This is a genomic window from Arthrobacter sp. B1I2, from assembly GCF_030816485.1.
In the GTDB taxonomy this organism is placed as follows: Bacteria; Actinomycetota; Actinomycetes; order Actinomycetales; family Micrococcaceae; genus Arthrobacter.
The window spans coordinates 4,087,958-4,114,145 of sequence record NZ_JAUSYC010000001.1 but is presented as its reverse complement, the minus strand read 5'-3'; the positions used below and the strand labels follow the sequence as shown (position 1 = coordinate 4,114,145).

At 65.4% G+C, this 26,188-nt stretch carries 22 protein-coding genes; 9 read left to right on the top strand and 13 right to left on the bottom strand.

Features of this window, described 5'->3' with window-relative positions:
- The first annotated feature begins 25 nt into the window (after positions 1-25).
- On the top strand, positions 26-376 hold the full coding sequence (locus QFZ57_RS19035; RefSeq protein WP_306632034.1) for a DUF3846 domain-containing protein: 351 nt from the start codon (positions 26-28) through the stop codon (positions 374-376).
- Between the two features lie 35 nt (positions 377-411).
- Here QFZ57_RS19035 and QFZ57_RS19030 read toward each other — a convergent pair whose 3' ends face one another.
- On the bottom strand, positions 412-963 hold the full coding sequence (locus QFZ57_RS19030) for a dihydrofolate reductase family protein (RefSeq protein ID WP_306901328.1): 552 nt from the start codon (positions 961-963) through the stop codon (positions 412-414).
- Positions 964-1,186: 223 nt separating this feature from the next.
- Between QFZ57_RS19030 and QFZ57_RS19025 the strand changes: the two genes are divergently transcribed.
- Complete coding sequence (locus tag QFZ57_RS19025; protein ID WP_306901327.1) at positions 1,187-1,552, top strand: hypothetical protein; 366 nt, start codon at positions 1,187-1,189, stop codon at positions 1,550-1,552.
- Between the two features lie 32 nt (positions 1,553-1,584).
- Here the strand turns inward: QFZ57_RS19025 and QFZ57_RS19020 are convergent, their stop codons facing one another.
- Together QFZ57_RS19020 and QFZ57_RS19015 are read right to left on the bottom strand one after the other, a co-directional pair.
- A complete protein-coding gene (locus tag QFZ57_RS19020) occupies positions 1,585-3,753 on the bottom strand; it encodes a putative bifunctional diguanylate cyclase/phosphodiesterase (protein ID WP_373461284.1) in 2,169 nt (722 codons plus the stop codon).
- 144 nt (positions 3,754-3,897) lie between these two features.
- Positions 3,898-4,167 carry a GlsB/YeaQ/YmgE family stress response membrane protein gene (locus tag QFZ57_RS19015; RefSeq protein ID WP_306632030.1) on the bottom strand — a complete coding sequence of 90 codons (270 nt, stop codon included), beginning with the start codon at positions 4,165-4,167 and terminating at the stop codon, positions 3,898-3,900.
- A gap of 296 nt (positions 4,168-4,463) precedes the next feature.
- Here QFZ57_RS19015 and QFZ57_RS19010 point away from each other — a divergent pair, with 296 nt between their 5' ends.
- From QFZ57_RS19010 to QFZ57_RS19000, 3 genes are all read left to right on the top strand, one after another.
- The gene (locus QFZ57_RS19010) at positions 4,464-5,327 is read left to right on the top strand and encodes an HAD family hydrolase (protein ID WP_306901326.1); all 864 of its coding nucleotides are present in this window, start codon (positions 4,464-4,466) and stop codon (positions 5,325-5,327) included.
- Between the two features lie 483 nt (positions 5,328-5,810).
- The gene (locus QFZ57_RS19005; protein WP_306901325.1) at positions 5,811-6,668 is read left to right on the top strand and encodes a PRC and DUF2382 domain-containing protein; all 858 of its coding nucleotides are present in this window, start codon (positions 5,811-5,813) and stop codon (positions 6,666-6,668) included.
- 425 nt (positions 6,669-7,093) lie between these two features.
- The gene (locus QFZ57_RS19000) at positions 7,094-8,410 is read left to right on the top strand and encodes a cell division protein PerM (RefSeq protein WP_306901323.1); all 1,317 of its coding nucleotides are present in this window, start codon (positions 7,094-7,096) and stop codon (positions 8,408-8,410) included.
- A gap of 14 nt (positions 8,411-8,424) precedes the next feature.
- Here QFZ57_RS19000 and QFZ57_RS18995 read toward each other — a convergent pair whose 3' ends face one another.
- Positions 8,425-8,850: a hypothetical protein gene (locus QFZ57_RS18995; RefSeq protein WP_306632026.1), complete on the bottom strand. Its 426-nt coding sequence runs from the start codon at positions 8,848-8,850 to the stop codon at positions 8,425-8,427.
- A 39-nt stretch (positions 8,851-8,889) separates the two neighbouring features.
- Here QFZ57_RS18995 and purN point away from each other — a divergent pair, with 39 nt between their 5' ends.
- A complete protein-coding gene (gene purN, locus QFZ57_RS18990; RefSeq protein ID WP_306901322.1) occupies positions 8,890-9,465 on the top strand; it encodes a phosphoribosylglycinamide formyltransferase in 576 nt (191 codons plus the stop codon).
- Positions 9,466-9,820: 355 nt separating this feature from the next.
- On the opposite strand, the gene QFZ57_RS18985 is transcribed toward purN, so the two are convergent.
- Positions 9,821-11,173, bottom strand: coding sequence for an MFS transporter (locus QFZ57_RS18985; RefSeq protein ID WP_306632024.1), 1,353 nt, complete (start codon positions 11,171-11,173; stop codon positions 9,821-9,823).
- Between the two features lie 143 nt (positions 11,174-11,316).
- Here QFZ57_RS18985 and purH point away from each other — a divergent pair, with 143 nt between their 5' ends.
- The gene (gene purH, locus QFZ57_RS18980) at positions 11,317-13,002 is read left to right on the top strand and encodes a bifunctional phosphoribosylaminoimidazolecarboxamide formyltransferase/IMP cyclohydrolase (protein ID WP_306901321.1); all 1,686 of its coding nucleotides are present in this window, start codon (positions 11,317-11,319) and stop codon (positions 13,000-13,002) included.
- 241 nt (positions 13,003-13,243) lie between these two features.
- Here the strand turns inward: purH and QFZ57_RS18975 are convergent, their stop codons facing one another.
- Positions 13,244-14,218: a trypsin-like serine peptidase gene (locus QFZ57_RS18975; protein ID WP_306901320.1), complete on the bottom strand. Its 975-nt coding sequence runs from the start codon at positions 14,216-14,218 to the stop codon at positions 13,244-13,246.
- Between the two features lie 327 nt (positions 14,219-14,545).
- On the opposite strand from QFZ57_RS18975, the gene QFZ57_RS18970 reads away from it, so the two are divergent.
- Positions 14,546-16,765 (top strand): NADP-dependent isocitrate dehydrogenase, encoded by a 2,220-nt coding sequence (locus QFZ57_RS18970; RefSeq protein ID WP_306901319.1) that lies wholly within the window; start codon positions 14,546-14,548, stop codon positions 16,763-16,765.
- Positions 16,766-16,850: 85 nt separating this feature from the next.
- On the opposite strand, the gene QFZ57_RS18965 is transcribed toward QFZ57_RS18970, so the two are convergent.
- The 7 genes from QFZ57_RS18965 to QFZ57_RS18935 all read right to left on the bottom strand — a co-directional run bounded on the left by QFZ57_RS18965 (position 16,851) and on the right by QFZ57_RS18935 (position 24,865).
- Positions 16,851-17,369: a hypothetical protein gene (locus QFZ57_RS18965; RefSeq protein ID WP_306901318.1), complete on the bottom strand. Its 519-nt coding sequence runs from the start codon at positions 17,367-17,369 to the stop codon at positions 16,851-16,853.
- The gene (locus tag QFZ57_RS18960; protein WP_306632019.1) at positions 17,366-18,589 is read right to left on the bottom strand and encodes a serine/threonine-protein kinase; all 1,224 of its coding nucleotides are present in this window, start codon (positions 18,587-18,589) and stop codon (positions 17,366-17,368) included. Before QFZ57_RS18960 ends, QFZ57_RS18965 begins: the two co-directional genes overlap by 4 nt.
- A gap of 284 nt (positions 18,590-18,873) precedes the next feature.
- On the bottom strand, positions 18,874-20,325 hold the full coding sequence (locus QFZ57_RS18955) for a hypothetical protein (protein ID WP_306901316.1): 1,452 nt from the start codon (positions 20,323-20,325) through the stop codon (positions 18,874-18,876).
- A 91-nt stretch (positions 20,326-20,416) separates the two neighbouring features.
- Positions 20,417-20,818 carry a hypothetical protein gene (locus QFZ57_RS18950; RefSeq protein ID WP_306901314.1) on the bottom strand — a complete coding sequence of 134 codons (402 nt, stop codon included), beginning with the start codon at positions 20,816-20,818 and terminating at the stop codon, positions 20,417-20,419.
- Between the two features lie 711 nt (positions 20,819-21,529).
- The gene (locus tag QFZ57_RS18945; RefSeq protein ID WP_306901312.1) at positions 21,530-22,600 is read right to left on the bottom strand and encodes a Gfo/Idh/MocA family protein; all 1,071 of its coding nucleotides are present in this window, start codon (positions 22,598-22,600) and stop codon (positions 21,530-21,532) included.
- A 124-nt stretch (positions 22,601-22,724) separates the two neighbouring features.
- Positions 22,725-23,429 carry an ABC transporter ATP-binding protein gene (locus QFZ57_RS18940; protein WP_306901310.1) on the bottom strand — a complete coding sequence of 235 codons (705 nt, stop codon included), beginning with the start codon at positions 23,427-23,429 and terminating at the stop codon, positions 22,725-22,727.
- Positions 23,430-23,431: 2 nt separating this feature from the next.
- The gene (locus QFZ57_RS18935) at positions 23,432-24,865 is read right to left on the bottom strand and encodes an ABC transporter permease (protein WP_306901309.1); all 1,434 of its coding nucleotides are present in this window, start codon (positions 24,863-24,865) and stop codon (positions 23,432-23,434) included.
- 261 nt (positions 24,866-25,126) lie between these two features.
- On the opposite strand from QFZ57_RS18935, the gene QFZ57_RS18930 reads away from it, so the two are divergent.
- A complete protein-coding gene (locus QFZ57_RS18930) occupies positions 25,127-26,161 on the top strand; it encodes an AAA family ATPase (RefSeq protein ID WP_306901308.1) in 1,035 nt (344 codons plus the stop codon).
- Positions 26,162-26,188 lie beyond the last annotated feature (27 nt).

Here is a 26,188-nt window from a genome sequence, read left to right as displayed (position 1 = left end):
TGTTAAAACCTATGGAGAACGAACGATGAACAACAGAACTTACACAGCACTGGTAGTACCGGCAAGCAATGCCGAACCCATCCGCATGGAGCAGGTGCCCGCCGACCTGAAGTCCCTGGAAGTCCTGGTGGACGGGCCGCTGGAATCAGTGATCCGCGGCGACTGGCATGTCTACCTGAACGCGGAAAGCGTCACCATGCTCCTGCCGGTCAACTTCCGGGCCGGGCAGCTGATGCACGAATGCGGCCTGGACCTTGACGGGATCAGGGGCACCGCGGTCTTCCTGGGGCGCGGCGAACACGGAGCCGAAGCGGACATCCCGGATCACCTGGCCCGTCTCGCGGAGGAGCTTTTCGGGGCGCCGCTGGCCGCCTGACCCGCGTGGGACCACCGCCCCCATCCGGCGCAGCGTTATTCCCCGCGTACTCCGTATGTGCTCAGCACGTTGCCCTTGCTTGTGGTCGACTGGTCCTGCAGCACCAGCCGGGTCAACGGGTCGCCGTCCTCGAACAGCCTGCGGCCGCTGCCGGCGATGACCGGGTGCGTCATCAACTGCAGCGAGTCCAGGAGCCCGGCGAACAGCAGCTGCCGCACCACGGAGATGCTCCCGCACACGGCAATTTCGCCGCCGTCGCGATCCTTCAGCCCGGCCACGAAATCCTTGAGCGGCGCGTCCATCAGCTGCGAGTTCTGCCATTCCAGCGGCCCGGTGAGGGTGCGTGAGGCAACAAACTTCTCCACGGGGTTGATGAACCCGGCAAAGTCCTGGTCTGCAGAGGCAGTCGGCCAGTAACCGGCCCACTCCTGGTAGCTGACGCGGCCCAGGACCACCGTGTCCACCGCACCGATCATCCTGGTCAAGCCCGCGCCGAGTTCCTCATCAAAGCTGTCGAACTGGAACTTGAAAGGTTCGGACACCACGCCGTCCACGGAGTGGAACAGGCCGGCAGTGACTTTGCGCATGGGAGACTCCATTGTTCGGGCGGACAGGCACAACGGTATCCGCCCAACCCCTTTCGGGGAAGGGCGCAGGGACCCGCTTTCCGGCCCGGTAATTTGTACGACGGCGGGTGGTGACGTTAGCTTCATCACTCGCCGTGTCGTCTTGCACAGTTTCATGCCGGCCGGGCCCCATACTTGTCTTTGAGCGGCTTTTGCCGTCCCCCGGCCAGGCAGGAGGAAGCGCATGGAATCCCTGAAAAAAGTCGTGACCAACCAGTATTTTCCTGCCGGCGCCGTACTGACGGTCGTGGTGCTGTTCTGGGTTGTGGGCATGCTGGGCGGATTGTCCCTGCTCAACAACAACCAGCCGCCGCTGACCACCCTGACCTGGATGCTGTTCGTCTACGCGGCCGCTGTGCTGACCCCGCTTGCAGGACTGCTGGCAGCCGGCGACCTGGTTCGCCGCTGGCGCCGCAACCGCGCTGCCGCACCCGTGCGGGAAACCAGCAACGAAGGTGCCGTTGAGGTGCCGCCGTCTCATGCACAGCCCAATCCCTCCCAGCCCACGGCCACCAAGCCGCAGCGCCCGGGCCGGCAGGAAGCAGCTTAGGCGACGCAGGCTGGGTGCCAAAGCCGCCCTGTCTACCGCCCCTTCAGAGCATTAAGCGCCTCTTCCGCATGGTGCAGTGCCTGGCCAAGCCGGTCACCCGGCTCCGGCAATGAGAACAGGTAGCCCTGCAGCGAATCGCACTCCAATGCCGTCAGATAATCCGCCTGCGCCGCCGTCTCGATCCCTTCCGCAGTGACCGTCAAACCCAGGCTGTGGGCCATGTTGATCATGGAGCTCAGAATGGGCAGGCGCTCATTGCCGGTCCGCACCATGGACACGAAGGACTGATCGATCTTGACCGTGTCCACGGGTAGGTCCTGCAGCCGGCCCAGCGAGGAGTAGCCGGTGCCGAAGTCATCCAGTGCCACCCTGGCGCCGGCGTCCCGCAGCGTGCTGAGTTGCTGGATCAGGCTGCAGTCGGCGTCGAAAAACACGCTCTCGGTGACTTCCAGGACCAGCTGGTAGGGCGCCACGCCGCTGGCATTCGCCAGCCTCAGAACGGTCTCGGCGAAGTCCGGTTCCTGCAGCTGGACCCCGGAGACGTTGACCGCCAGGGACCGCGACGGATCCTCGCTGAGCCACCCCGCCAGCTGCACCATTCCGGAGGCCATCACCTCGGCCCCGATCTCGCTGATCAGCCCGGTGCGCTCAGCGAGCGGAATGAAGATCGACGGCGGCACCCGCTCACCACCGCGGTCCCACCGGGCCAGGGCCTCCAACTGGACCACCTGTCCCATGCGGTGAGAAACGATCGGCTGGAAGTCCAGGGTGATTTCGCCGCGCGGAACGGCCAGCCGCAGCCCGCTCTCCATGTGTGTGCGCTGCACCAGGGCCTGCATCATGTCCGGGTGGAAGCGCAGGAACCGGTTTTTGCCGGCAGCCTTTGCCGCATACATGGCAATGTCCGCGTGCCGCAGCAGTTCCGAGGGTCCAACGCTGTCCTGCCCCAGCGAGGCCAGGCCCAGGCTGAGCCTCGGGCGCAGGACCGTGCCGCTGATGGTCACGGGGACGTGCAGGCAGCGCACGATGCACGCCGCGATCGCGTCGGCGTCCGGGCAGGCCGTCAAAAGCACCACGAACTCGTCGCCGCCCAGCCGTGCAACAACGTCGGCCGTGGGGACGCAGCCGCGGAGCCGGCGTGCCACTTCGATGAGCATGTCATCGCCTGCCTGGTGGCCAAGGATGTCGTTTACTTCCTTGAAGTCGTCCAGGTCAAGGAGCAGGACGTCCACCGTCTTCAGCCTGCGCTCCTGCAGTGATTCGGCCAGGGCGTCGTTGAACACAGCCCTGTTCGCGAGCCCGGTCAGCGGGTCCTGGAACGCCATGGCCCGCAGCTTGTCAGCCTGGATGGCCAGGTCCATGATGGCCCGCTGCGCCTGCTCCTGCGCTTTCCGCCGCGGGGTGACGTCCCGGAAGCTCCATACCCGCCCCACGATCTTGTCGCCCACCCGCTGGGGGCGGGAATCCCGCTCCAGCGTGCGCCCGTCGCGGAGCTCCACGACGTCGTGGCTTTCCGCGGCTATGTCCGCCTGGAGTTCGCCCAGCCGGGCAGCGAAGGGAACGGGATCCGCCACCTGGCCAATGACAAGCCGCATTGCCGGCTCGTCGCTGTCTGCTTCCATCAGCTCGGGCGGGATGCCCCACATGGTGAGGAACTGTTCGTTGAATCCGGCCACCCTGCCGTCATTGCCCATGACCAGGATGCCGTCCGCAGTGGATTCAAGTGTGGCCGTCAGCATCGACATGGCCTCGCGCAGGCCCTCGTCCGCGGCTTTGCGGTGTGCTGTACCACGGGCGGAAAGCAGCAGCCGTGCCCGGGCCGGCTCTGCCACTCCGGGGCGGTCCCCAGCCTTGGCTGTCGTGGGCTGGGGGAGGAGCGCGGCCGCCACTTCAATGGGGATCTCGATGCCGTCGTGGCGCAGTCCCCAGATCTCCCGCGGCAGTGGATGCTCTTCCGGCTGTGCGAGGAGCTGCTGAAACAGGTGGCCCACCTCGTCGCGGAAGTCCTCCGCAATCAAGGGGCGGTGGTCCAGGCCGGAGAAGGCCTCCTGGGGTAAACCAAAGAGCCTCGCCGCCGCTGAGTTAGCTGCCAGGATGATCCCATCCGCGGTCAAGGCGAGCAGTGCGTCCGGGCTTGCGTCCATGACCACGCCAAAAGTTTGTAATGCCACATCGTTGCCATGGCCCGTAAAACCGGTCATTACACCACCCCTTCGCCATCATAAAGGCCATCAGTGGGAAATGGGCGGTTACCAGCGGCTGCAATTAGTCCGCGTTGGACGCAAAAAGCGCCGTCCTCCTTTCGGGAGTCCGGCGCTTCTTACTGAGTGAATTATGTGCTGCGGCTACACCCGGCGTCCGCTGCGGTTGGTGACTGCTCCGTAGATCAGCAGAACGATGATCGAGCCGAGAATGGCCAGCAGCCACGTCCTGAGATCGAAGAATTCGGCCAGACCGCCGCCAAAGATCAGCGATCCAATCCAGCCGCCCAAGATGGCCCCGACCACGCCGAGAACCAGGGTTATTACCCAGCCGCCGCCCTGACGGCCCGGCAGGATGGCCTTTGCAATGGCTCCAGCAATCAGGCCCAAAATGAGAAATCCGATAATGCCCATGTTGCCACTCCTTCTCAGTAAGTTGTGCCGGGCCCCCATTTCCGGTTCCATCATTCAATCAGCACGCTTACTAGTGTGCAAGACTTTGAATATCACAGGACGACTATCAGTTTCCTGACAGGAATATGGAACTTTTATCCATAAGGGTGTTGAAGTCCTTGATTTTCCGACCGGTGGCTTCGTGGCATGGCCGACTACGCGCGCATTCCGGGTGCGGCCGATCGTCAGTTGCCAGTGCAGCCGGCACCGCGTCCGCCTAAAATTACAAGTCCCGCAACTGACCAAGGAGCGCAGGCATGCCCAGCCAGACCGCCAGGCCCCGCGCCATCTTCCTCGACATCGACGGCACGTACGCCGACCACGGGCTCGCCCCGGCAGTGCATGTGGACGCCGTCCGGACCGCCCGGAAAGTGGGCCACCTCGTCTTTGTCTGCACCGGGCGGCCGTTGTCCATGGTCCCCGCCCACATCCTGGACGCAGGCTTTGACGGCACCATCACGGGCGCAGGTGCCAGGGTGGAGGTCAAGGGTGAAATCCTCAGGGATGCCCGTTTCGAGCCGAACCTGGCGGCACGCATCGTGGAAACCCTGGATGCCCACAGCGCCGCCTACATCCTGGAGGCGCCCGAGGCTCTCCATGGGCGCACCGGCGTGGACCGGCGGTTGAGGGAGGTGCTGGGCCCCATCTTCGCCGGGCGTCCCCAGCACGACGGAGTCCTCAGCACGGACGTGGATCCAATCGAGGACATCCTGGGGCCGATGCAGTACAGCGATGACCTCCGCGCTATCTCCTATGCCAAAATCTCCGTCTTCGACTCGCCGGTGCCGCTGACCCGCCTGACGGAGTCCTTCGGCCCGGAGGTGGGGTTGATCCCGAGTTCCCTTTCGGCGCTGGGCGACCGGGCGGGGGAGATCTTCATGGCCGGCACTCACAAGGCGGTGGGCATCCAGGTGGTGCAGGCCCGGCTCGGCCTCGACAGGGCGGACATCGTGGCCATCGGTGACAGCGCCAACGACATTGAAATGTTGGAGTACGCAGGTGTGGGCATTGCGGTGGAAGGCGGCCACCCCAGCGTTCTGGCCGTGGCGGACAGGACCACAGCAGGACCGGCCGGTGGCGGTGTTGCGCTGGCCTTCGCCGAGTTGGGGCTCCTGGAATGAAGGGGATCAGCCTGCCGACTGACAGATCGAAGGATGCCACCGCCCTGGCCATGTCCCCGCCGACCAGGAAACCGATATGTTCTCCGCCCGGTTCCAGGGCGGCGTAGCTGGGCAGGATTTACCTCATCCGTTATGTACTCGGCAAGGATTCGCTTGACCCGGTACATGCCTTCCAAGGGGTTTCGCCGTTCATGAGCGGTGAAATGATTCGGCAACGATTGCGCACCCCTCAACCGTGGCCGTCTTCCCTGAAATGGCGGGGGAGAAAGCGTTACCCGGAGGAGAATGCCGGGTGAACAGCTGCCCCGGCTGCCAAAAAAATTACTAAGCAGGCTTTGCATTCGATGCTAAGCATGCTTACGGTAGTGGGGCAGTCAGCGCAGAGCCTCAAGCAGCCGGGGCGGAAGTTGGACGCCGGACACAGTCCGGCCCGGACTATCCATAGCTGGCAGACCCAGTGCAACGACAATCCAAGGAGACGTCATGCTTAACAGGGAAAACCTTGAAAACCTGCTCACCAAGGGCGGCAACGTCGTCGGTTCCGACGGCACGAAAATCGGTTCGATCGGTCAGCTGTACGCAGACGACGACACGGGTGAGCCCACCTGGGTCACCGTAAAGACGGGCCTCTTCGGTACTTCCGAATCCTTTGTGCCGGTTGAGGGCGCCCACAACCAGGGTGAAGACCTGGTGGTTCCCTTCACGAAGGAGCACGTCAAGGACGCGCCCCGGGTGGATGCCGACGGCCACCTCACCCCCGAAGAAGAGGACCGGCTGTACACGTACTACGAACGTGGCGCACGGACCTACACCGAGGCACGCACCGGAACCGCCGGCGACGTTGACCTGCAGGGCGACGCCGACCTGAACGCCGGCACCCCCACGGCGGGCATCAGCCGTGATCGTGACACCGTCGACCGGGACACCAGCGCACGCGGAACGGTTGGCCACGACACCTCCGGCCCCACCACGGACGACGCCATGACGCGGTCCGAGGAGCAGTTGCACGTCGGCACGGAACGCGAGGCCACAGGCCGGGCACGGCTGCGCAAGTATGTCACCACCGAGAACGTCACCAAGACCATCCCGGTGGAGCGCGAAGAAGTCCGGATCGAACGTGAGCCCATCACGGACGGCAACCGCGGTGCGGCCCTTAACGGACCGGACATCAGCGAAGAAGAGCACGAAGTGATCCTCCACGAGGAGCGTCCGGTAGTGGAGAAGGAAGCCGTTCCGGTGGAGCGGGTCCGCCTGGACAAGGAAGTTGTCCGCGACGATGTCACGGTCAACGAGGAAGTCCGCAAGGAGAACATCGAAACAGACGGTGACAACCGCCGCTGATCGGTTCAGTCACCAGTTCTGCTGCCAGGCTGAGTGAATCAGCGGCACTGACACGGTGAACGGCGCCGGGAGCCTCCTTTGGGGGGATCCCGGCGCCGCAGTGTTTTAAACGCTGGTGCAGCCGCGATGAAGGCCGTGACTGCACCAGCCAGTAGGACGAATATCTTCAGAACTTACGGTTCATCTCTCATTCGCGGCTCCTGTTTTCCCGGTTTACGGAATCCGGGTCCTCGGCTGGCGCTGATCACTCCGGCCAGCAGAAATCGCAGTAAGCCCTCGGCGGGCGGCGGGTGTTGGCTTTTACCAATTTTACGGCGGGGCAGTGAAAAAAGCGCCGGCTGGCGGGCAATGCATTGTTCACCGGTACCGCCGCGGAGCCTGTCGTTCGCGGGCAGGGCGCACCCGGCGTGACACCATGGAACACGATGAAACTGCGCGCTGATCAGACCGGAAACCATGGCCTTCCCATGCCCTTGTGGATGCAAGGTGCCCTTGAAACTGCGCAGGCGGCTATCATTTCCGCGTTGGCGGTGGTGGCCCCCATCGTTGCGGTCTGGGCCACTGCGGGTTTCCAGAACGGGCAGTTCGAGGTCCTGGCGCGGCTGGCAGGCCAGTCCTGGCTCCTGGTCCACGGCGTGCCACTGGAGCTTCCGGGAGCGGGACCCGAGCAGGCCAGCCACGGTGGATTCGGCGTGCTGAGCCTGATTCCACTGGGGCTGACCCTGATCCCGTTCCTGCTGGCCTGGCGCGCGGGGCGCCGGCTGGCCCGCGCCTCCTACACTGACCAGCTCTGGCAGGCATTGCTGGGCTCGTGGGCAGTCTATGCAGCGTTCGGCGCGGCCACCGGATTCGTCTGCCGCAACGCCGACGTCGGCATCAATCTTTGGTACGCCATGCTCATTCCCCTGGTCCCATACGGGCTCGGCATGGTGATTGGCGCGCGCAGGGAAGCAGGCTCCTGGAGCCGGCTCATCGGCGTCGACGCGGTGGACTGGCTTTCGCGCACCAGCCAGCATTCCCGTTGGGCGGGCTCGTACTTCGCATCGGCGGCGAAGGCAGGATTCGTGGCGGTGGTTTCCGCGCTGACTTTGGCGGCGGCGCTGCTGGCTGTTGATCTGTTCATCCACTGGAACCTTGTGGTGTCCGTCTATGAAGCGCTCGACGCCGGCCCGGTGGGAGGTGCCGCCCTCACCCTCGCGCAGCTCGGCTTCCTGCCCAACCTTGTGGTCTTCGCCCTCGCGTGGACATCGGGCGCCGGTTTCGCCATGGGTGTGGGTTCCCAGGTGGGTCCGATGGGCACCGCCGTCGGGCCGCTTCCGTCCATACCTGTCCTCGCGGCCATCCCGTCGGGGCCCCTGGACTATGCCTTTGTGGCCATGATCGTTCCGGTGCTGGCAGGTGTCATGGGAGGCTGGTGGTTCCTCCGGGAGGGAGAAAACCACTTTGACGAGTGGCTCGCCATCAAGGTCCATGCCCGCTGGTTCACGGCGACAGTCTCCACCCTGGTTCTTGGCGTGCTGGCCGGGCTGTCCGCCGGGTTGGTGACCCTGTGCCTCGCCTGGCTTGCCAGGGGCTCAGCCGGCCTTGGCCGCCTGACCGCCATCGGACCCGACCCGCTATGGACGGCACTGTGGGTGGCTGCCGAGGTGGGCGCCGGCGTCGTGATTGGCTACGCGGCCGGACCATGGCTGGAACGCGAGAGAACCGATGCCGCCGAACAGGACGCGCAACTGGTCCACTAGGACGCGGTGCAGGGTCAGCGCACCTTGGTGGGCAGGACGTCCTGGAACTGAACCATGCAGGCATGGGTGGCGCGGTCTGTCAGCGCCCGGCCAAGGCAGGCCTGATACTCGCGCACCTGGTCAAACAGGACCATGGTGGTGACAATCAGCAGCACCATGACGGCCGCCACCACCAGCCCTGAAATGGTGCCGAAGAGAACCATCTTGGATTCCTTGAACCGGACTGCCCGTACCAGCAGGAATATCCCCAGAACCAGGCTCGCGGCAGTGAGCACCGTTGTCAGCCAGAGGTAGCCGACGTCCAGTTGGTACACGAAGAACGCACCGAGCACCGAGACCACAAACATCCGGAACAGGGTGTGGGTCCTGGCGAGGGACGCTTTAGCCGCCTCGCTGAGCGGTGGCTTGACCCGCCCGCTCCGGCCCGGTTCGGTGTTCATGTTTTCCAGCGTACGCGAGCCTGCACCTAAGCTGGACCAATGCGTATCGTCGTCCTCGTCTCCGGCACCGGGTCCAATCTCCAGGCAGTGATCGACGCCGTCAAGGAGGGCGAACTCGACGTGAAGATCGCTGCGGTGGGCGCCGACCGCGAAGGAACGTACGGCGTCGAACGCTCGGCTGCGGCGGGAATCCCCACGTTCGTGGTGGACTTCAAGGCTTTCCCGGACCGTGCCGACTGGAATGCCGCGCTGACTGAAGCCGTGGCCGCCTACAAACCGGATGTGGTGGTTTCCTCCGGATTCATGCGGATCGTCAGCCCGGGCTTCATCGACGCGTTCAATGGCAGGTACCTCAACACGCACCCCGCGCTGCTCCCGGCATTCCCGGGCGCCCACGGAGTGCGGGACGCGATGGCGTACGGGGTGAAGGTAACGGGATGCACCGTGCACTGGGCGGACGCCGGCGTGGACACTGGACCCATCATTGCCCAGGAGGCCGTGACCATCCAGGACTCCGATACCGAGGAAACCCTGCATGAGCGCATCAAGGTGGTGGAGCGACGGCTCCTGGTCTCCACCCTGGCCGCCCTCGCCGCAGACCCCTCGTACTCCTAGCCCCCTAATCCCTCCCAACTAGCTGACAGTTGTTGTCGTTTTGAACCTTCAAAACGACAACAACTGTCCCTTGCCCTTGAACTGGCGCGGGTGGGTTCGGACTCGGCGCCGGAGACGCGGCTCCGGCTGGCTATAAATGCGGCGGGCCTGCCTGACCCGGTTCTGAACGTGCACATCGAACTGCTCCCCGGGGTCGTTCGCCAGCCTGACCTTGGCTATCCGAAAACAGGGTTGCGGTGGAATACGATGGCGAGGGCCCATTCCGAGGCTGAACAGATCGTTAGGGATATCGCCCGCGAGGAGAGATCCTCACCAGCAGCCAGCCTGCACGGTTGAAGTCCTGGCCCCAAGCCCTCTACTGCAGGCGGCGCTGGCGGGTTTCGGGGGAGAAGAACGCCATCCACAGCACGGACGCCAGCACCAGGGCTCCCGCCAGCGCAAACGACGTGGCCAGCCCGAGCTCCGGCCAGAAGTAGTTGGCGAAAATCAGCGGCCCAAAGCCGGCACCCAGCCGGGAGAACGTGGACGCCCAGCCGAACCCGGTGCCCCGCAGTTCGGTGGGATAGAGCTCGGACACGTACGCATACAGCACGGGGATGGCTACCTGCACCACGAACCCGAACACCAGCAGCCAGAACACCGCGGCCGTGGGGATGTCCACCACGAAGGCCACGATCACCAGGGTCAGGGCGGACAGTGGACCGGTAATGGCGAGGATCCATTTGCGGCCCACCCGCTCCACCAGGAGGGCTGCCACCACCACGCCAAGGAACCCGACCGCGGCCATAGAGGCTGTGGTGACGAATGCCTTGTACTCCGCGAACCCGGCGCCGATCAGGATTTTCGGCATCCAGGTCAGGGACAGGTAGTACACCAGCAGGATGCTGAAGAAAAGCGCCCAGGCCGCAGTGGTGATCTTCCAGTTGAACTGCCATACGGACCGCAGCTGCGTCCAGGCGCTGCCGGCGGAGAGCCGGGGCACGTCCCTGGCATCAGGAAGGCTGTAGGCGCGTTGTTCTGCCCCGGTGGCCTCCACCAGCCCGTCGATGATCCGGGCCGCTTCCTCCCTCCGGCCTTTGCGGATCAGGAACAGCGGGGACTCGGGCACACTGCGCCGGACCCAGAAGACCAGCAGTGCGGGCAGGACCATCACCAGCATGGTCAGGCGCCAGTCGCCGTAGAGGGCCACCAGTCCGGCTGACACGAACCCTGCCAGGGCGGCGCCGACCGGCCACCACCCGTCCATGGCGGTGAGCACCTTGCCGCGCTGCTTCCGCGGCGTGAATTCACCCACCAGCGCGTAGTCCACGGGAATGCAGCCGCCAAGCCCGAATCCGGCCAGGAACCGGAAGATGCAGAACCAGGCGAAATCGGGGGCGAACGCGCCGCACACCGTGAACACGGAGAACAGCAGCAGGGTGGCCGTGAAGGCTTTCTTGCGTCCCAGGGTGTCCGCGATGGTTCCCCAGATGAAGGCACCCAGGGCCATGCCGATCAGGTTGGCCGTGCCCACCCATGCCGCCTCCCCGGCGGAGAGCGACCAGTGCTTGGACAACAACGGAATGAGGATGCCGTTCAGGGTCACATCCCAGGCATCGAACATGAAGCCGAGGCCCCCGATCAAAAAGATCCTGCCCTGGACTTTCCATCGCCAGGGAAGTTCCTGGACCACCTGTTCGCCGCTGGGCACAGTGGTGTAAGTATTCATCGCCGCCTCCTGTCCAAAACTTTAGCCCGGCACTACGCCGTTCACACTCCGGCGGGCACGCCCGGCAACCGCGCCCTTCGCGATAAACTGGCCCTATCCCCACCAACCGCGGCCCTGTTCCGCGAGATAAGACGGAGACATTTGTGAGCTTCACGCAGCATGAGCGCGTATCCATCGACCGTGTACCCATCCGCCGGGCCCTGATCTCGGTTTACGACAAAACCGGCCTGGAGGAGCTCGCCCAGGGCCTGCACGCAGCGGGCGTGAAGCTCGTCTCCACCGGATCCACGGCCAGGAAAATCGCCGCCGCGGGCATCCCCGTGCAGGAGGTGGAGGAGGTAACCGGTTCCCCCGAGATGCTGGACGGCCGCGTCAAGACGCTGCACCCGCGCGTCCACGGCGGCATCCTGGCGGACCGCCGGGTTCCGGCCCATATGGAAACCCTTGCCAGCATGGACATCGAAGCCTTCGACCTGGTGGTGGTGAACCTTTACCCGTTCGTGGAGACCGTCAAGTCCGGTGCCGCGCAGGACGATGTCGTGGAGCAGATCGACATCGGAGGCCCCGCCATGGTGCGCTCGGCCGCCAAGAACCACGCCGCCGTCGCCATTGTGGTGGATCCGTCCTTCTATGGCCAGGTGGTGGAGGCTGCCGCGGCCGGCGGCTTCGACCTGAAGACCCGCCGCCGCCTCGCTGCCAAGGCCTTCGCCCACACCGCCGCCTACGACAACGCCGTGGCTACGTGGACCGCCAGCCAGTTCCTGGATGAGGACGGCGACGGAGTCATCGACTGGCCCGCCTACGCCGGCCTGTCCCTGGAACGCTCAGAGGTCCTGCGCTACGGCGAGAATCCGCACCAGCAGGCTGCGCTGTATGTGGACAAGGCTGCGCCGGTTGGGATCGCCCAGGCGGACCAGCTGCACGGCAAGGCCATGAGCTACAACAACTTCGTGGACGCCGACGCCGCCCTGCGCGCTGCCTACGACTTCAGCGAACCCGCCGTCGCCATCATCAAGCACGCCAACCCGTGCGGTGTGGCCGTCGGCTCCAAGGACGCCGCAGACCCCATCGCGGACGCCCATGCCAAGGCGCACGCCTGCGACCCGGTCTCGGCGTTCGGTGGTGTCATTGCCGCGAACCGCACCGTGACAGCAGGCATGGCCAACACCGTGAAGGACATCTTCACCGAGGTCGTCATCGCGCCTGGTTTCGAACCTGAAGCCGTGGAGATCCTCTCCAAGAAGAAGAACATCCGCCTGCTGGCCCTGCCCGAGGGCTACGGCCGCTACCCCACGGAATTCCGCCAGGTATCTGGCGGCATGCTGGTCCAGGTGTCCGACAAGGTGGACGCCGAAGGCGACAACCCCGCTAACTGGACCCTCGCCGCCGGCGATGCCGCAGACGAGAAGACCCTCGCGGACCTCGCCTTCGCCTGGACCGCCTGCCGGGCCGCCAAGTCCAACGCCATCCTCCTCGCCGAGAACGGCGCCGCGGTGGGCATCGGCATGGGCCAGGTCAACCGGCTCGATTCCTGCCGGCTGGCCGTGGAGCGGGCCAACACGCTGGGCGTCCAGGTGGAGTCCGACGTCGAAGGTGCCGGCGGTGCCTCGAACGCCAGCGGTGCCGGCGCACCCCAGCGGGCCCGTGGCGCAGTGGCCGCCTCCGACGCGTTCTTCCCGTTCGCCGACGGCCTGCAGATCCTGATCGACGCCGGCATCCGTGCCGTGGTGCAGCCAGGCGGATCCGTCCGCGACGAAGAGGTGATCGCGGCAGCGAACGAGGCCGGCATCACCATGTACTTCACCGGAGCCCGCCACTTCTTCCACTGATCCACCGGCCGGACCACACCGGCCCCTGAATATACGAGCGGCGCCCGCCCCCTGCAAAGGGGACGGGCGCCGTCGGCATTGTGCCTAGTCCTGGTCAGTTGGACGCGGGCCGGGCTCCGGAAGTTGAATCTCCCGGGGCTTGGCTTCAGCCATCCGCTGCTTTGTCCAGTACTCGAGTATGTCCTCGTGTGTCTGGTTCAGTTCAACGTGGCTGACGGCGTCCTCGGCCGGCGTCGGTTCCTTAGGAGACTGCTGCACTGTTGTACGTGGCCTGGATAACGGAGCCCCAGTACGGACCATACATAACCGCGGAGCGGTTGTAGCCGTAGCTGTTGATGGAGTTCTGCACGCCACCGGAGCTGGTGCCGATGAACCACGGCCCGCCGGAGGAGCCGCCGGTCATGTCGCAGGGAATGCCCTGGGTCCCGAACTGGGGGTTGTTCGGATCGTTGGTTGCCGTGCCGGCGCAGCTCTTGAGGGTCTCGCCGTTGAACGGTGCAGCGGCGGGGTAACCGTAGGATTTGTAGGTCAGGCCGCGGGCCTGGTTGAACGCGACGCCGGACCCGCCCACCACAGACGTCAGGGTCTGCTTCTGCGCGTTGCGGTTCACGACGGCAAAGCCCGTGTCGTAGGTCATGTCGCCGTTCGAGACCCACTGGCTCGGGGCATACAGGGCGCGTGCAGACCACTTGCCGTAGGGGGCTGCACCGTTCTCATAGGCCGGCACAAAAATGAAGTTGGTGGCGTACGCGCCGGGGCCTTCGTTCACACAGTGTCCGGCCGTGGCTACCGTGCTGCCGTTGGTGGATGCCACGGCGTTGCCGGAGCAGACGTAATTTGCGCCACCCAGGGTGAAGAACACCTTGCCGATATGGCTCACCGGCTTCTCGCTCTGGGCGGTAGTGGTGGTGGCCTTGCCCTTCGTCGCCTTGGTGGAAGCAGGCTTGCCTTTCTCCACGACGGCGGTGCTGGAGCGGTTGCCGCGTTCCAGGGCTTTGCCGGCCAGGGCGTCGCCGGGCACCGCACCCTGCATGCGCTCGGCGGTCCAGTAGTCGGCCGCGCCGGCGGCGTCGACGTTGACGCTGACGACGGACGGATTCGAGTCTGTATCGGATGGGGTCGGGGCGGCGGAAGCTCCGCCGGCTGAGGTCAGCGCCAGCACGGCGGCTGCTGAGAGGCTCAGGAGGCCGGAAGCCAGGAACCGGGTGCGAGTCATTGTTGTCCTGTCTGAACGGGGTTGGGCCCGGGTAGGGAGTGACGTACCAAACTTACCGTCATATGACAAGCTTGTAAATAGTAGTGACGTATCATGTAGCGTCCCGCGCGGCCGCGCCCTATACCCCCGGGGAGGGAAAGCGCGACGTCGGCCCGGCACCTGGGTGCGTGCCGCCGTCGGCCGTTCTCCATCGCTGTAATCCTGCTCACCGCGGGGGTAACGCTCGGGCTCCGGTACGGTTCAAAGCGGTGTCCTCGGGTAAGTTTGTAGTTGGTGAAATAGACAAAGATTTCATAACCAAGCCGACCCACAGGGAGACGCCCGCGCATGTCCAAGATTATCTACACCCACACCGACGAAGCGCCGATGCTGGCTACCTATTCGTTCCTGCCCATCATCGAGGCGTTCGCTTCGACCGCAGGTGTGGAGGTGGAGACCCGCGACATTTCGCTCGCCGGCCGCATCATCGCCGTTTTCGGTGACTACCTCACCCCGGAGCAGCAGATCGGTGACGCCCTTGCTGAACTCGGTGAGCTGGCGAAGACGCCGGAAGCCAACATCATCAAGCTGCCCAACATCAGCGCCTCCATCCCGCAGCTGAAGGCCGCCATCGCCGAGCTGCAGGGCCAGGGCTACGCGCTGCCGGATTACCCGGACAACCCCTCCTCCGACGAGGAAACCGCCATCCGCTCGCGCTACGACAAGATCAAGGGCTCGGCCGTGAACCCGGTCCTGCGTGAAGGCAACTCGGACCGCCGGGCGCCGCTGTCCGTCAAGAACTACGCCCGCCAGAACCCGCACTCCATGGGCGCCTGGAGTGCTGACTCCAAGACCAACGTGGCCACCATGGGCCAGGACGACTTCCGCTCCAACGAGAAGTCCGTAGTCATCGAGTCCGAGGGCACCATCGCCATCCAGCTGGTCCGCGAAGACGGCTCGGTGAAGGTCCTGAAGAAGGCCTTCCCGGTCCTGGCCGGCGAGGTTATCGACGGTACCGTGATGCGCGCCGCCGCCCTCGACGAATTCCTGAAGGCCCAGGTGGCCCGCGCCAAGGAAGAAGGCGTGCTGTTCTCCGCCCACCTGAAGGCCACCATGATGAAGGTCTCGGACCCGATCATCTTCGGCCACGTGGTCAAGGCATACTTCACGGAACTGTTCGACACCTACGGCAAGCAGCTCTCAGCAGCCGGCATCAGCCCCAACAACGGCCTGGCCGCCATCCTGAGCAGCCTCGAGGATCTGCCGGCGGATGTCCGGGACGGCGTCCAGAACCTGATCAAGAAGGGCCTGGAGGACGGTCCCGCCCTGGCCATGGTGGACTCGGACAAGGGCATCACCACCCTGAACGTGCCCAGCGACGTCATCGTGGACGCCTCCATGCCTGCCATGATCCGCAGCTCCGGCCACATGTGGGGCCCCGACGGCAAGGAAGCGGACACCCTGGCCGTCCTGCCGGACAGCTCCTACGCCGGCATCTACCAGGTTGTCATCGATGACTGCCGCGCCAATGGCGCCTACGACCCCACCACCATGGGTACCGTGCCGAACGTTGGCCTCATGGCGCAGGCGGCCGAGGAATACGGCAGCCACGACAAGACCTTCGAGATCCAGGAGCCCGGCAAGGTGCAGATCGTGGACGGCGCAGGCAACGTCCTGATCGAACACGAGGTTTCCGTGGGCGACATCTGGCGCGCCTGCCAGACCAAGGACGCCCCCATCCGCGACTGGGTCAAGCTGGCCGTCACCCGCGCCCGCGCCTCACAGGCCCCTGCCGTGTTCTGGCTGGACGAGGAACGCGCCCATGACGCCAACCTCATCGCCAAGGTCAACGAGTACCTCAAGGACCACGACACCGAGGGCCTGGACATCCAGATCATGTCCCCGGTCAAGGCCATCGCCTTCACCCTGGAGCGCATCCGCAAGGGCGAGGACACCATCTCCGTCACGGGCAACGTGCTCCGCGACTACCTCACAGACCTGTTCCCCATCCTGGAACTGGGCACCAGCGCCAAGATGCTCTCGGTTGTTCCGCTGATGAACGGCGGCGGACTCTTCGAGACCGGTGCCGGCGGTTCCGCCCCGAAGCATGTCCAGCAGCTGCTCAAGGAAAACCACCTCCGCTGGGACAGCCTGGGCGAGTTCCTGGCACTGGCCGTCAGCTTCGAGCACCTGGCCACCACCACGGGCAACGCCCGCGCGCAGGTCCTGGCCGACACCCTTGACCGCGCCACCGGCACGTTCCTGCTGGAGAACAAGTCCCCGAGCCGCCGCGCCGGCGAGCTGGACAACCGTGGCAGCCACTACTTCCTGGCCCGCTACTGGGCAGAAGAGCTGGCCAAGCAGACGGACGACGCCGAGCTGGCCGCCGCCTTCAGCGCGGTCGCCAACGAGTTGTCCTCCAAGGAGGAAACGATTGTGGGCGAGCTGGCCAAGGTCCAGGGCTCGCCCGTGGACATCGGGGGATACTACCGCCCGGATGACGCCAAGGCCTCCGCCGTGATGCGTCCTTCCGCCACCCTGAACGAGGTCATCGCCGGCCTGGCCTAGTACCGGCCGTTTTGGCATAAAGAAGAGGTGCTCCGGTATTCACCGGAGCACCTCTTCTTTTGCGTTTTTGTGTTTTGGCGCAGGCTCAGTTCTTGCCTTTGCCCTTGTCGCCGCTGTTGTTCTTGCCCGCGTCCGCGCCGTTGCCGGCCGCATTGCCTTGCGCCGGTGCTGGCGCAGGAGCTGCCTGTGAAGCGGGTGCTTCCGGTGTGGGGAAGGGGCTTGGCGCCGCCTGGCCGGCGGCAATACGGGCATCTTCGGCAGCCTTCGCGGCCGCCGCCTGCTGAGCCGCCACGGCTTCCTTGAGGTCCGTCCGCACTGCGGTGGCCACCGTGGTTATGCTGCGGGTCCGTTCCTCGGACACCTGGCCTTTCGCCTGCGCTGCCGAGAGGTCCGCTTCAAGACCCTCCAACGCCTTCAGCGCCGATGCGGTATCGTTCTGGGACGACGCCTGGGTCACTTCCAGCACCCTTGCCTGGAGCTGTGTTGCGGCTTCGCGGTGCAGCGCGTTCCCGGGTGAGGCGCATGCGCCAAGGAAACTTGCCGTCAGGATAGCGGCTGAGCAGGCCAGGAACAGCCGGCCCGGGATAGCCTGGCCCAACGTCACGGCTCTACGCTTTTCTGGAGTTCCTTCAGATGGTCGCCCAGGACGCCGGTCACCGTGGGATACGGGACGACGTCGGCAGGCCTGGCAGAGATGCTCATCAGCACCGCAGCGGTGGCTGCGGCAAGCACCAGGACACCGAGCACGACGGCCAGCCAAGTCCGCTGGCTCCGGGACAGGCGGGGCCTGCGGGAAGCCTTGGTAGCGGCCGGGTGCGCTGCCCGTCCGGAAACAGATGCCGGGTCGGCCCCAATGGCTTCCGCCGCCTCCCGCACTTCGTCCACCGATTCTTCGGCGGTGATGGAGGGAGGGTGGAAGGGCATGGCAGGCAGTACCCGCGTGGTTTCCGGTGCCAGTTCTCCGGGAGTCGAGGCCGGGGAGACCAAGGCCTGGCGCAGTGCCGTTTCAATATCCGCGGCCGCCGGCCTTTCCAGCGGCTCGATGGCGGTCATGGAACGGATGAGGTCTGCCCATTCGGAGGGGACGTCGTCGGGGATTTCCGGGGCGCGGTGCAGACGGGCAACAGCGGACTCCACCGCACTGCCGGGGTACTCCACGGTGCCCTTGATGCACTCCAGCAGCACCAGTCCCAGCGAGTAAATGTCCGTGGCCGAAGACAGGGGTTTTCCGAGGGCCTGCTCCGGGCTGAGGTAAGCGGCCGTACCCACCATGGTGCCCGTGGCCGTGAGCCGGGTGGAATCCACGATCCTGGCGATGCCGAAGTCCGTGAGCTTGGGACGCAGCGACTCGCCCGGGCGGATCTGGACCAGGAGAATGTTGCCCGGTTTGATATCGCGGTGGATGATACCCAGGCCGTGCACGTACGCCAGCGCGTCGGCGATGCCTGCACCGATGACGGACAGCTCTTCCAGTGGCACCCGGCTGTGCCGGATCCGGCCGCGCAGGTCCTGCCCCTCCACGAGTTCCATGGTCAGGAAGGGGCGTGGCTCGTCTGGGATGCGGTCATCGATGCCCGCATCGAAGAGCGTTACCAGGCCGGGGTGGTTCAGGGTGGCAAGAAGCTGGATCTCGGCTTCCTGCCGCTTAAGCTCGTCCGCGTCCGGAGCCTGCGGGGCGAAGAGTTTCAACGCCACATCACGGCCCAGGTTTTCGTCACGCGCACAGTACACCGACGACATTCCGCCGCGGCCTATTACATCAGCTAAACGGTAGCGACCGCCGACAACTTCATTCTTGATGGAGCTAGGCGATTCCGCCACCATGACCGTTCCTCCCGGTGCGCTGCGGCACTGTCGTACCTCAAATTATACGGGCGGCGCGGCGGAAGAAGGGATTGACCTAGGCTTTCGCGTTTCGACACGCCGACGGTCCGGCGGCGATTTCAAACTCTTTCGCCGCCGGACCATTGGCTACAAGGACATGTGTGCTGATGACATGTTTTGTATGGTTGTTTCGTTTCGGGGCTGCCGTCCTCCTTCCGTCAGCCCGCAGGGTGCCGCCGCTTCAGGCGCACATGCGCGGGCGCTTACGTTCTGCCTTGAGGTCCCTACGACACCTTGCGCTTGCGGAGCATCAGGAGTCCGGCGGCCAGGAGCAGCAGGGCCACGGGAACCAGCGTTCCGTCCCAGCCCGTGTTTGCCAGGCCGGTGTGGGCAGCGCCCGTGTTGGCAAGGGCAGAGTTGCCGTTGGCCGGGGTGCTGCGGGGTGCTGTCACGGTGGCGATGGCTCCGCTTACTGCGGTGGAGCCGGCGGGTGCTGCCGAGAAGTTGCCGGTGCCTGTAGTGCCGGTGGCGTCGTTGAGGCCGGTGGAATCATCGCCGGTGTTGGTACCGCCGCCGTTGCCTGCGGGGTTGTCTGAGCCCGGGCTGCTGGTCCCGGGATCAAGGGCGCCTGTGTCTCCGGTGGTGCCGTCGCCCGGGGTGGTGGTGCCCGGGTCAGTGGTGCCGGGTGTGTCCGTACCCGGGGTGCCGGTGCCGCTGTCACCGCCGAGTCCGATACCCAGGTCGATGCCAAGGTCCACAACAGCATCCAGCCCGCCATTGCCTACGGTTCCGGTGCCCAGATCAGCACCAACGTCTACACCAGCGTCGACCCCACTAGCCGTCTCACCGTTGGTGATGCCGCCGAGTCCGAGGTTGACGTCTGCATCGACGGCGAGATCTGCCGTGGTGCCGTCGGTGGTGCCGGTGCCATTGGTGATGCCGCCGAGTCCGAGGTTGACGTCTGCTGCCGCTGCCACGTCAGTGGTGCCGGGGTCGGTGGTGACCCCCCCGAGGCCCAGGTTTACGGCTGCATCGACGGCGAGATCTGCCGTGGTGCCGTCGGTGGTGCCGGTGCCGTTGGTGATGCCGCCGAGGCCCAGGTTTACGGCTGCTGCCACGTCAGTGGTGCCGTTGGTGTTGCCGCCGAGTCCGAGGTCTACGGCTGCATCGACGGCGAGATCTGCCGTGGTGCCGTCGGTGGTGCCGGTGCCGGTGGTGATGCCGCCGAGTCCGAGGTTGACGTCTGCTGCCGCTGCCACGTCAGTGGTGCCGGGGTCGGTGGTGACCCCCCCGAGGCCCAGGTTTACGGCTGCATCGACGGCGAGATCTGCCGTGGTGCCGTTGGTGGTGCCGGTGCCGTTGGTGATGCCGCCGAGTCCGAGGTCTACGGCTGCTGCCGCTGCCACGTCAGTGGTGCCGGTGGTGAGGCCGCCGAGGCCCAGGTTTACGGCAGCATCGACGGCGAGGTCTGCCGTGGTTCCGGTGCCGTTGGTGATGTCACCGAGTCCGAGGCTGACGTCCACTGCGGCGGCGACACCTGTTGAGCTGGCCGGCGTTGGGTCACCCAGCAGGCCCAACGACGTCGAGTCAGCGGGTGCCGCCGCCGAGATAAGGGCGGAGGCGGAAAGGTCCGTCCCGCTGGTGGTGTCCGCTGCGTTCGCGGCAGCGGAGCCGAAGGCCAAAAGGCCGCCGGCAAAGAGGGTGCTAAGCAGCCCCCTGCGAAGGGTGCAGTTCATGGTGGTTACTCCTGAAAAGTTGAGGTTGTTGGGGCGCTGGTCAGCTGCCCGTAGAGCCACGTGCTGCCCGTAAAAAGGCAGGCGGCCTCAACTAGTCAGGAGAAGAACCGGGGTCGAAGGACACCGGTGCAGGGGCGTGCTCAGAGGTCTCACCCGCGTGAACAGCACCGGGACGTTCAAAGCCAAAGTCAAAGGGGCTAAGCCATGCCGCGGCACCGGACGGGCTGCCGGATGCTCCGCCGCTGCCCGTGCCGGACCCCGGTGCGGCAGGAACCTGGGCAGGCAGCGGCGATGGGCCAAGGGGAAGGGTCTGCTCCGAAGCAGTATTAGCAAGATCAGACGCGGCAGGCTGCGGAGTGGATGTGCCAACCAGGACTGCAGTCCGTGCAGTTTCAAGGCCTGCGTTGCTGCCGGCAGTCGATGCGCTGGGCAGTGCCGCCGCATTCGGGTCCGGTTCCGGTGCCGTTTCGAGGGCAACCGTTGTCGTTTCCAAAGCTGCAGGCTGAGCCCCTGACGGAGCAGGAGTTAGTACGGCAGGAAGTTCCGCTTGCACGGCTCCCATGGGTGGGACAGGCAGCGGAGCAGCGCCGGTCAAAAGATCAGAAACCGGTTGGAGCGCCGGATCGAGAACCGGAACTGCCTCGGTGACAGGGGCTACAACAACCTGCACCACTCCGGCCGTCACGGGAACGGCGGCTAGAAGGTTATCCGCCAGTCCGGAAACCTGCGTTACTGGAGGCTGCAGCAGCCCGGGAGTTGCAGCGGATCCGGAGGGGGAGCCGGCAGGAGACGGCAGAACCGCATCCGCAAGATCATGGGTCAAAGAAGAAACCGGGCTGGTGACATTGCCGAGGAGGGACGAAGAATCCGGCCCCGCGTCAGCAGACGCAGCCGTTGACGAAAGCGTCATCCAGCTAAGTGCTGCTACCCCGGCAAGAAGCGCTGGGCGCACAGCGCGCCATGGCGAACTAATTCGAGCCATGCGTACCACCCCCCAGTGACCGGTTGCAATCGATGCTGGCTAAAGCCTAAGACCGAGTATTGCCGGAAGTCCAGACTCCGCTAAAGGGATTTTACAAAAAGGCGACAACATTCTTGGGAAGGGTCAAGGGGAAAGGAGAGCCGTCACATCCTTGACCGAACCGTTTAAGCCGCAACACCGCCGTCGTGTCCCCTGGAACGTCCCGCTGGTGGGCTGTTCCCGCTAGTGACCGTCGTTAGGGTACGTCACACCCAGCTGGGCGCGAACACCGTCGAAAAGGCGCATGGTGTTCAACGTGTCCTCAAGCGGCATTACCGGGCTTTCAGTCAGCCCCTGCTGGACGCACCGCATCACTTCGCGCAGTTCGTAGGCGTAGCCCTTGCCCGCAACGTCGAAGGTTTCGGTCCGGCGCTCCTCCCACCCGTTGGCGATGACGAGTTCGCGGGGGTTGTTGATGGAACCCACGCTCTGCAGGAATCCCATGCTTCCGGCCACGGTGGCAGTGCGGGGTCCGTGGGCCAGGAGGGAAGAGGTCAGCTGGACCTGGGCCGCGTGGCCGTAGCCAAGGGTCATGGCATTCTGGGCATCCACGCCCTCGTCATTGACAAAGCCCGTGGCACTGACTGTTTGGGGAAAGCCAAGGGTGCCGAGCGCCCACAGGAGCGGGTAGACGGACAAGTCCAGCAAGGCGCCTCCGCCGTCCTTCCGCGCCCACAGCCTGGCTGTGGGGGAGTACGGCGCCGGGAAGCCCAAGTCTGCCGTGATCCAATGGATGTCGCCCAGTTCACCGGAGGCCGCGATCTCGAAAGCACGCTGCATCGAGGGCAGGAACCGGCTCCAGACCGCCTCCATCAGGAAAAGCTTTTTGCGGCGCGCGACGTCGATGAGCTCCGCTGCTTCCCGAGCGTTGATGGTAAAGGCCTTTTCGCAGAGCACATGCTTGCCGGCGTTCAGTGCCGCGAGAACGATCTCGTGGTGCTGTGCGTGCGGCGTGGCGACATAGACAACATCCACGGCCTCATCGGCCAGCAGCCGCTGGTAGCCGGGCACACCGCCGTCGTCCCCGTAGGCCTTTGCGAAGTCGTAAGCCACGGCAAAGGCGTCCGCGCTGTCCTGCGCCCGGGAACTGACCGCATACAGCTCGGCGTCTTCAAGCAGCGCAAGATCTTCCGAAACGGCACGGGCAATGCCGCCCGTTGCAATGATTCCCCAGCGCAGGGGAGCCCCGGTGGCGGAGCGGGGATCCTGGTCAGGCTGGCTGAAAAGCCATGGCGTGGCGATGGGAGCAGTCATAGCTGCAATCCTGTCACAGGGGCGTGCCAGGGTTACGGAACTTGCGGCGGGGGGCGGGAAGGAAACCTCAAAGGGGCCAAGGGCGGGACGGTGTGGCCCGTACCTTTGGCCCCTTTCGCGCACGTCAGACGGTGGCGGCAACTGCCCGGCCGAGGACCGGCTCTTCCGTCAGCCTGCCCTGCTGCAGCCGGAAACGCCGGTCGGTCTTGTTTGCCAGGGCCCGGTCGTGGGTGACCACCAGGATAGTCGTGTTGTGGTCGCGGCGCAGCGAGCTGAGGAGCTCGATGATGTGGTCCCCGGTCTGCTCGTCCAGGTTTCCGGTGGGCTCATCGGCCAGGATGAGCTTCGGCTCGTTGGCCAGGGCCCGGGCAATTGCCACGCGCTGCTGCTCTCCGCCGGAGAGCCTGTTGATCCGCCGGTCGTGTTTGGACGGATCCAGCTGGACCTGCTCCAGCAAATCCTGGGCGCGCTGCAGCCGGGCGGCCTTACGGATCCCGGCAAACTCCATGGGGAGCATCACGTTGGCTACGGCCGACAGGTTGGGGATCAGGTTGAACTGCTGGAACACGAAGCCGATGTCCCGTCGGCGGTATTCCGTCAGCTTGCTGTCCTGCAGGCCGGCCAGGCTGACGCCGTTGACGACGACGTCTCCGCTGGTGGGCTTGTCCAGCGCGCCCAGGAGGGACAACAGGGTGCTTTTGCCGCTGCCGCTTTTCCCCACGATCGAGGCAAGAATGCCCTGCTCCAGGTCGAAGCTGACGTCGTTGACCGGTTTGATGGTGCGGTCACCGGAGTTGAAGGTGCGGACCAGGTTCTTGACTTCAATCATGGCTATTCTCCTCGCAGGACTTCGATGGGACGGATGCGTGCCGTGAGCAGCGCGGGAACCAGCGCTCCGACGATGGCGACGCCGAACACGGCGGCGATTCCGCCGGCGATGACTCCCGGTGATGCGGACGCGGTGACGGAGCTCAGCAACTGGGAGGCCCCGCCGAAGGGTCCGCCCTGGCCGCCCGGGAACCCGCCTGCACCGCCTGCCCCGCCCGGGAAGCCGCGGCCCGTGGTGGCGGTGGTTGTGGTGGTGTTGCTGCTGATGAGAGCTGAGGCGATGCCGCCGCTGGCGAATGATGCGATGGCGGCACCCACTGCGCTGCCCAGGGCTGCCAGGACCAGGGCTTCGAGGACGAACTGCAGGCCGATGGTGCGGTTGGGTGCGCCGATGGCCTTCAGCACGCCGATTTCGCGGCGGCGCTCGCGGACCAGCATCACCATGATGAGCAGGATGATGAGTCCGGCGGTGCCGAGGGCGGCAATGAAGGCGATGAAGGAAATGTTCTTGACGCTGTCCAGGGAGCTGACGGCGGTCTGGAGGTTCTGGCCCTGCGTGACGTCAGCCTTGTCGGTCCCCAGGGCTGTTTGCAGTGCCGTTTTGGTGGCGGCGACGTTGTCCATCGAATCGACCGTGACGATCATGCTGGACAACTCACCCGGCGTCCCTGCCAAACTCTGGGCGGTGGGGAGCGTCACGTACACGGCGTTGTTGCCAAAGGCTGTGCCGGCGTCGAAGAGTCCCGCGACCGTGTAGGTCTGGTCATTGATGGTGAAGCTGGAGCCAACCGTGAGGTTGTTCTTCTCGGCGAGGGCAGTTCCCAGCAGCGCGCTGGTGGATGCTGCCGAGTAGTCGCCAAGCCCCGAGCCCTGGGTGATGTTCAGTGCCTTGCCCGTGGTGTCCACTTCGGCACCGATGCCGGTGGCAGTGATGGGCAGGGACCGGACGGGCTGCTGGGTGGTTCCGGTGGAACCCGTGGTTTCGTTGGCCTGCTGGTTGCGGTTGCCGAGTGTGCCTGCATCCACCGCCGCGGTCAGGCTGGTGGTCAGCGTGGCTGCCGCCTTGCCGCCCTGTCCGGCCGGACCGCCGGGGCCACTCTGGCCGTTTGCCGACTGCGCTGCGGCTTCGGTGGCGTTGCGCAGCCGCAGTGAGGAGGTCCCGACGACGGCACTGACGTTGGCCACACCGGCGGCCGTGGTTGCCTGGCCGGCGGTGAGCGGTTCACCGCCGCCTTCGAAACCTTGCCCGCCGGCCGGGTTGACCGTCAGGACAGTGCCTACGGAGGCATTGAGCTCCTGGACTTTCGCCCCGACCGCCTGGTTGGCCACCAGCATGGCCAGGGCAAGGCCAATGGCGGCGGCCAGCACCGCGACAACCGCTGCAGTGCGGACCTTGTTTCTGAAGGCATTGCCTACGCTTCGGGCAAGAACGCTCACGTTACTCCTATGACTCAGGCGCCGGCGCGGACGGCCGGCCTCGCATCAACCCTCGCCGGGCATCCTGTGCAGGAATCCGGCCCCACCTGTGTCCGGGCTGTGAAGGAGCTGCGGCTGAATCCGGACGCAGGAAAGCCCGGTCCCAACGTGAACTGCTCTCCGGAAGTTGGAGTGGGAAATCAGTCCTTACTTTCGGGGAGCGAGTTGATGCCGGTGAGGCAAACTCCACCCCGGTCGGGAATCGGGTACTACAGTGGATGCATGGCTGCCAGTCGCAATCCGTTCGAGGACCTGCGCGAAACCATCGGCCATCTGGCCGATCAGCTCAAGCTGCCCGGTTCGGAGCGCGTCGACGACCTGGTTGGCGATCTCGTCGGTGCGAGGCCCGGGCCGGCCCGGCCGCTGTCCGAGGTGCAGGCCGAGCTCGACGCGCTGGTCGGACTGGAGACCGTGAAGGAACAGGTGCGGGCCCTCGTCGCACTGCTCCAGGTCCAGGCCCGCCGTAAGACTCACGGCCTGCCGGAGGTGGCCACATCACAGCATTTGGTGTTCCTCGGAAACCCGGGCACGGGCAAGACCACCGTGGCGCGGCTCCTGGCCGAGATGTACCGCGCGGTCGGTCTACTGCAGAAAGGCCACCTGGTCGAGGTGGACCGTTCGGGCCTGGTGGGGCAGTATGTCGGCGCGACCGCCATCAAGACGGACCGGGTGATCCGGCGCGCGCTGGACGGCGTCCTGTTCATCGACGAGGCCTACGCGCTGGCCCCCGAGGATGGCCGGATGGACTTCGGCCCCGAAGCGATCGAGGTCCTGCTCAAGCGGATGGAGGACCACCGCCACCGCCTGGTCGTGATCGTGGCCGGGTACCCGCGGCTGATGGAGTCTTTCCTGCTCTCGAACCCCGGACTGCGCTCCCGGTTCGCCCGCGAGATCACGTTCCCCGACTACTCCGTGGACGCACTCCAGACGATCTTCCACCAGATGCTGGCCCAGCACGAGTACACGCTGGAGCCGGGTGCGGACCAGATGCTGCGCCGCATCTTCACCGGGCTCCACGCGGGCGAGGACTCCGGCAACGCACGGTTCGCCCGCACGCTGTTCGAGCAGGCGCTCAACCGCCAGGCGCTGCGGCTGTCGCTTGATGAGGAACAAAGCCTCGACGCGCTCGATCGTGAGGCCGTCATGACGCTCACCGCGGACGACATCGTCGGGGCCGCGCAGGCCTTGGGCGAGGAGCCAGAGCCGGAACCGACGCCGGAACCGGAGCAGCCACGCTGGTGGCGTTGGCTGGCCTGACCGGCTCGAACTGCCCTTAAACATGAA